Annotated in this window: 7 protein-coding genes; 2 read left to right on the top strand and 5 right to left on the bottom strand. The window is 65.2% G+C overall.

The features are described from left to right. Positions 1 to 309 precede the first annotated feature (309 nt). Both KMAL_RS15695 and KMAL_RS15700 read right to left on the bottom strand, forming a co-directional pair. Complete coding sequence (locus KMAL_RS15695; RefSeq protein ID WP_110096437.1) at positions 310 to 1,716, bottom strand: amino acid permease; 1,407 nt, start codon at positions 1,714 to 1,716, stop codon at positions 310 to 312. After that, positions 1,713 to 2,453 (bottom strand): GntR family transcriptional regulator, encoded by a 741-nt coding sequence (locus KMAL_RS15700; RefSeq protein WP_167400135.1) that lies wholly within the window; start codon positions 2,451 to 2,453, stop codon positions 1,713 to 1,715. The genes KMAL_RS15695 and KMAL_RS15700 overlap by 4 nt, the downstream gene beginning before the upstream one ends. 193 nt (positions 2,454 to 2,646) lie before the next feature. Here KMAL_RS15700 and KMAL_RS15705 point away from each other — a divergent pair, with 193 nt between their 5' ends. Next, positions 2,647 to 3,522: a hypothetical protein gene (locus KMAL_RS15705; protein ID WP_110096441.1), complete on the top strand. Its 876-nt coding sequence runs from the start codon at positions 2,647 to 2,649 to the stop codon at positions 3,520 to 3,522. A 79-nt stretch (positions 3,523 to 3,601) separates the two neighbouring features. Here the strand turns inward: KMAL_RS15705 and KMAL_RS15710 are convergent, their stop codons facing one another. Together KMAL_RS15710 and KMAL_RS15715 are read right to left on the bottom strand one after the other, a co-directional pair. Beyond that, positions 3,602 to 3,898 carry a putative quinol monooxygenase gene (locus tag KMAL_RS15710; protein ID WP_110096439.1) on the bottom strand — a complete coding sequence of 99 codons (297 nt, stop codon included), beginning with the start codon at positions 3,896 to 3,898 and terminating at the stop codon, positions 3,602 to 3,604. Positions 3,899 to 4,032: 134 nt separating this feature from the next. Beyond that, entirely contained in the window at positions 4,033 to 5,301 is a 1,269-nt protein-coding gene (locus KMAL_RS15715; RefSeq protein ID WP_180999857.1) for a restriction endonuclease, read from the bottom strand. Positions 5,302 to 5,625: 324 nt separating this feature from the next. Here KMAL_RS15715 and KMAL_RS17025 point away from each other — a divergent pair, with 324 nt between their 5' ends. Continuing rightward, the gene (locus KMAL_RS17025; RefSeq protein WP_110571092.1) at positions 5,626 to 6,231 is read left to right on the top strand and encodes a histidine phosphatase family protein; all 606 of its coding nucleotides are present in this window, start codon (positions 5,626 to 5,628) and stop codon (positions 6,229 to 6,231) included. A 56-nt stretch (positions 6,232 to 6,287) separates the two neighbouring features. Here KMAL_RS17025 and KMAL_RS15720 read toward each other — a convergent pair whose 3' ends face one another. After that, on the bottom strand, positions 6,288 to 6,425 hold the full coding sequence (locus KMAL_RS15720) for an adenosylcobinamide-GDP ribazoletransferase (protein WP_239020179.1): 138 nt from the start codon (positions 6,423 to 6,425) through the stop codon (positions 6,288 to 6,290). Between the last annotated feature and the right edge of the window lie 11 nt (positions 6,426 to 6,436).

Below are 6,436 nucleotides of genomic sequence, written 5' to 3' on the forward strand. Positions count from 1 at the left end.
GGACATGTCCATGGGGGACGCCATGGTCGGGCTGGGCGGGCAATGGGCTGACTCGGTCTCGCCGGGCAGGCAGGCAGGCCGTGTGGAAACACGGGTGGGCTTGTCCGTGGGGTTCATGATGGGATGGGCTGCGACGTTGCGCTGCTGGTTACGGCATCATGACGGTTCTTGCTTTCCACCACACATCCATGATCGCCCGCCTGCAGCATACCTGCGCCACGGGCTGGCATGGTGGAAAAGAAAAGGTAAAAGGTCGTGGGAAACAACAGCTTAAAAAGAATGGCTGCCATTTCCCACGACCCGTCGGACCTATCTGCGCCGCAGCATGTACCATCCCAGCGCAAGGATGGCGCCGATGACCGGTGTCGCCGCGATCGTGGACGTGCCCGCGGGATAGTCGCACAGCATCAGGAACAGCACGCACCCAAGGAAGCCGAGCGACAGCCACGCCGTGACGGGGGCGCCGGGCATGGGAAAGCCGGTGGGGGCGATTTCACCGCGCGTGATGGCCTGGCGCAGCCTGATCTGGCTGAGCAGGATGAAGATCCATGTGCTGATGATGCCGACGGAGGCGAAATTGAGGACGATTTCAAAAACCTGGCTGGGCACGACGTAATTCAGCACCACGCCGATCAGGTAGATCGCAACCGTCAGCCCGATCCCCGCCGCAGGCACGGAATTGCTGTTCATGTAGGACAGGAAACGCGGCGCCGTGCCGCCAAGCGACATGGCGCGCAGCACGCGGCCGGTCGAATACAGGCCGGAATTCAGGCTGGACAGGGCGGCGGTCAGCACGACGATGTTCATGACCGTGTCGATGCCCGGGATGCCCAGCGCCTGGAAGAAGGTGACGAACGGGCTGACACCCGCATGATACGCCGTCCACGGCAGCAGGCAGACCAGCAGGATGACCGACCCGACATAGAACAGGCCGATGCGCCAGATGACGCTGTTGATGCTGCGTGGCAGGACGGTGCGCACATCCTCGCACTCGCCCGCGGCGGTGCCGATCAGTTCGATCCCCGAATAGGCGAAGACCACGCCCTGCGTCAGGATCAGCGCGGGGATCAGCCCATGGGGGAACAGCCCGCCATTTTCGGAAATGAGGTGAAAGCCCGTGGTGTGCCCGCCCACCGGCACGCGCAGGCCCAGCACCGCCGCACCGACGACAAGGAACAGCGACAGGGCCACGACCTTGATGAGGGAGAACCAGAATTCCATCTCCCCGAACCATTTGACGCCAATCATGTTCATGCTGGTGACGATGCCCATCGCCCCAAGGGCGAACACCCATTGCGGCACATGTTCGAACGTGCCCCAGAAATGCATGTACAGCGCCACGGCGGTGATATCGACAATGCCCGTCATGGCCCAGTTCAGGAACGACAGCCATCCCGCGACGAAGGAGGCCTTCTCGCCAAGGAATTCACGTGCGTAGGAGACGAAGCTGCCGCACGTGGGGCGATACATCACCAGTTCGCCCAGCGCGCGCAGGATCAGGAATGAAAAGGCGCCGCACACCAGATAGACGATCGCAAGCGACGGCCCCGCGATCTGCAACCGCGATCCCGCGCCAAGGAACAGGCCGGTGCCGATCGCCCCGCCAATGGCGATCATCTGGATCTGACGTTTGCCAAGACCCTTGTGATATCCTTCGTCTTCCCCATCCGGCAGGATATGCACGTCGTCTTCGGGAGAGGGAGCGGGAGGGTTCATGCTTGTGTTTCCGATTGCCGATAGGAAATGGGGGCAGGGGACGAAAGGGCCTTTTCCCTCTCGATACGATAAAGGACCGGGGCCAGTGCCGCCTTCAGGTCCGTGGGGTGGTGGCTGCCATGTGGCGTGTGGCCGCCTGCGGTCGCCTCGATCCGCTGGAGCAGCAGCGCACGCGCATGCGGCATGTCGCCCTCCTGCATGGCCTTCACGATGGCGGCATGCGCCGCATGCACCGCCCGGGCGGTATGGAGCGTGGGTGCCCCGTGCGCAAGGCACGACCGCGCCATGAGAGAGCGCATGCCCTCCGTCATCGCCGGATTGTCGATCAGGCGCGTCAGGCAGACATGGAAATCCGCCAGCAGGAAGCACGCATGGCTGATGTCGCCATCTTCCAGCGCCGCGTGCTGCTGGGCAAGGTGATGGCGCACGAGGCCGGCATGGCGCGCCGACAGCGGGACCGTCAGGTTCAGGATCCCGGTCTGTATGATCCGGCGCGCCTCGCACGTGGCGCGGATTTCGTCGCATCCCTGTTCGGGGATGAACCATCCGCGCTTTGCGACCACATGCACAAGTTCGCGCCCCTGAAGGCGGACCAGGGCCTCGCGCACGGTTGCACGCGACGCGCCAAAGGCGAAGGCAAGCCGCCCCTCGCTCAGGCAGGTGCCCGGCACAAGGCGGCGCGCCATGATGGCACGCAGCATAACACGTTCGATATACACGGGAAAAACTTCGTTCATTGCCCTGTCGTGTTGTTCCGGGTCAGGCTCGAACTTGTCAGACATCGGCATGTCTGACAAGGGCCGCCCTGTGGCACGGGCCAACTGGCCGCCCACAACAAATTGTGCCACCCGGTGGGGTACGGTATCGAGGCGGGGCCATGCGCGAAAGCGCGGATCATGGGGTGCGATGGTGGTGCGTGGACTGCTTTGTATGTTTCTGTTCCTTGCCGGGACGCTGTGCGCGGCCCATGCGGACGACGAGCGTTTCGACGCGGAGGAGCTTGCGTCCGGTGCGCCCCGCTATTTCGTGCTGCGTGCGGCCGATGCGCGCAGCACGCATGTGACGGGTGACATGAGGCTGTCGGAAACGGCGCTGGATTTCACCAATGGCAGCAGGATGGACGTGCAACCGGTCGAGACCGATGTGCAGGACGGGCTTGTCTATCGTGTCATGGACAATGAAAACCCGCTGATGCCGTCGGGCCGCCCGCTCTGCCCCGCGCCGCTGCACCCGCTCTACCTTGTCTTTGACAATTCCGGCGGGCACGCGGCTTCGGAACAGTCACGGGGCGATACCTATCACATGACCCTGTACTGCGGGTCGCGGCCGCTGGATTTCGCGCTGGTGGACCCGGCGCGGCGGGCGGCGGTGCTGACCTATCGCAGGACCACGGACACGAACTGGGCCCAGTCCCCGGACGAAGGGGGATATGTGCGCGGTCAGGTGGAGGCGCATTGCCACGCGACCCATCCCCCCGGCGTTCCCGGCGAACAGGTCTGCATCCAGCGCGAGGAGGAAGCCTATCGCCAGATCCTGCTGCTCAAGGCGCCGTCGGATGCCCTGAAACGCTGTGGTTCGTACGTGACGGCACGGGCCACCCATGCGCAGGGGGAGGATGTCAGCTTTTCAAACATCCTGCACTGTCTTGGCCTGCGTGACAGTCGCGCGGTGTTCGATTACTGCGCCATGCGGATCACGGGGCAGAAGCGGCCCAATGATACGACCTTCTGGGACGCGCAGCCCGAACAGGCCCATGGGATATCGCTGTGCTTCAATGCGCTGGCCGCCCGGCAGGCCCATAACTGACGGCGGTCCCGGCCGGCAGAAAGGGATGGAGGTTTCGGGGCGTCGCCTTTTTGGGAAAGGTGACGCCTTTTTTCCGGGGTCAGCCGATCGGATCGAGGATCATGACTTCGAGCGGCCTTGCCAGCAGCGGGGCAAAGCTTCTGGCCATGGCCTGGAAATGCGCGGTCTTTTCATGCTCCGCCAGGGCTTCCCTGCTGGCCCAGCGTTCAACGAACACGAAACGCGACGGGTTGGCGCTGTCGCGGTGGGGGACATAGGCGTCATTGCTGGCCTCGGCCCGTGACGGCGGCACGCAGGCGGCGATCGCGGCTTCCACCTGCGCTTCGCATCCGGGTCTGGCCTCCGCGATGGCGACAACGGTGATCTGCTTGCTCATGCACGACTCTCCATAAAGGTATCCGGACACGGTGTTCCGTATTCGGGGTCCGAAAGGTCGGACCATTGTGCCTATGTCCCGGCGGGCGGGAAAGTTCAATGCCGTGCATGCGGCCGTCGCGCGACCGGCCGGTATCAGGCGACCTGGGGCGCTTCGACCTGGCTTGCGAACTTCTGCAGTTCTTCATGATGCAGCACGAAGACGCGGCTGCTCTTGCCCAACTGTATCGCCTGTTGCGTATAGGGCGCGTTGGAGACGACCACCGCGATCCGTGCCGAAAGGCCCGCGCGCGCGGCGATGCACTGGCGCACGGTCTCTTCCTCCACCGGGCGGCGTTCGGTCCAGCACTGCACGACCATCGACAGGCCATCCTTCGTCGCCACGATCACCGTGGCGGCCTGTCCGGCATTCCCTGACAGGCGGGTATCCCAGTCCGCCTTTTCAAGCAGCCCCATGCAGTAGCTGACATACTGCGCGCTGGTCATGTCCGCGTGGTAGGGGGCGGTGCTGCTGGTGACAAGGCGCAGGTCGGGGCGGGGGCGTGCGCGGGTGGAAACGGCCTCGATGCGCGCCTGAACCTTCCTTTCGATGGCGGGCCAGTACTGCTCCCGCCCGTCATGGGCAAGGGCGGGCAGCAGCGTGGTGCGGCAGAACCGGCCGACCTCGCCCTGCCACTGCTGTGCTGGCGTCTTGCCATGGGCGGCCTGTCCCTCATGCGCGTGCAGGCGGCGCTGTATCAGCAGCCCGGCATTGCGTTCCACCAGCGCCGTGGCCTGCCGCAGGGCCGCACGCCGCCCCACGAATGCCATGATCATGCGGTAGACAACCCACAATATCCATCCCGCCCCGAGGGCAAGCAGCGCGGAGAGCAGCATTGAGCCCAGTTTCTGGAACCCCCCGGTCATGAAGAACAGGTCCGTCGGCGCGGGCGGGTCCGTATGGGCGATGATGACGGGCGCGGCCTGCGGGGACGCTGCGTTGTCGGTGGCCTGCGGGTCCGTGCCCTCGGCAGGCATCGCGGGGGTGGGAAGTGGCGTTGGGCCATCGGCGGCCTTGCCGGGGGCGGCAGGTGGCGGGGCGCTGATGTCGGAAATGTCGGACGCCATGAAATATAGCGGCGGCATCCCCGGCACGGCGGGATTGCGCCGCAGCAGCGGCAGTCCGTTGCGGTTGGCGATCTTCTCCCACCGCATGTCGGGGGCGACGGTATAGCACTGGCCCTGCACCATCATGGCCTGTCGCCATTGGGGATCGGTCAGGTGCGGATTGGTCCGGTCGTTCAGGGCTTTGATGGCGAGGTCATCGCCACAGGCAACGGTCGGGTGCTTCACCCGGTAGGCGCTGCCGGCCTGGGCATGGACAGGCAGGCACAGAAGCAGACAGGCAAATGCCCATATCCGCATGTTTTTCTCCGTCTTGCCCCGTCCACCGCAGGGTTCGGTGGCCAGCATATAGATGATTTCTGACGATTTGTGCGAAAACAACGCAGATATGCAGAAGATATTCACATCTGTAAAGTTGAGGTCCGGCCCCTGTCCGGCATGTAACCGCGTCCTGCGCACATAACATTTCAGCGAGGTCCGCGCCGCGCGGCACCGTTCCCCGGCGTTTGCGCGGCGGGCATGTGTCCACCGGATATCTGCCCCATCCCTGCGGGTATGGCGCGCGCGGTGTTCCTGTCGGAACCTTGGGGCGGCTTTTTGGCGGACGTTGGCGGGACAGGGCGCATGGACAATCAATTTCTGGTGGCACTCGCGCGGCATCCCGCGGTCAGGGACGCGCTGGGACGGTGTTATGGCCGCGCCGACATGATGCTCGACGCCGGTTGGGAACAGGTGGCCGACGGGATGAAGGCGGTCATGCGCGGGATCGGGTGCGAGGTCATCTTCACCTCGCCCGCCACGCGCTGCCGCCTGGTCGCGCAGCGGATCGCAACCGCGCTGGGGCTGGAAATCCGCGTTGACGGGCGCCTGCACGAACTGGATTTCGGCCGGTGGGAAGGGATGCTGTGGCAGGACGTGCCCCGTCCCGCCCTTGATGCGTGGGCCCGCGATGTGGAGGGGTTCACCTTCCCCGAAGGCGAAAATGGCCGTGCCCTGCGTGCGCGTGTCGGCGCGTTCTGGGACGATATCGTGCGGCAGGGTCGTGCCTGCGCGGTGGTCACGCATGGCGGGCCGCTGCGCCTGATGCATGCGCTGGCGCGTGGGGACGTGGCCCCCCTTCTGGCGAAGCCCCCCCCGATGGGCAGCGTCCATGTCATGCAGGCCCATGCCCATCGCGCCTGTGATGCCGGGAAGGATATTTCCGGCATGGCCGTGCCGTCCCTGACCTGACCCCGCATGGGGACGCATGATCGCACCGGGCGGTTGCGCCCGCCGGGAGCATGGTTTCAGCCAAGGGCCGCGGGCATGGTCGCCAGCAGCACGCATTCCCCAAGGCACGCCACGGCCCCGAGCACGTCGCCCGTCTGCCCGCCGACCTGCCGGTAGGCAAGGGCCGCTACCCCGCCGCCAAGCAGGACCGTCACGAGGATCGCCC

It is taken from the genome of Novacetimonas maltaceti (genome assembly GCF_002906255.1).
GTDB classification, from domain to species: Bacteria; Pseudomonadota; Alphaproteobacteria; order Acetobacterales; family Acetobacteraceae; genus Novacetimonas; species Novacetimonas maltaceti.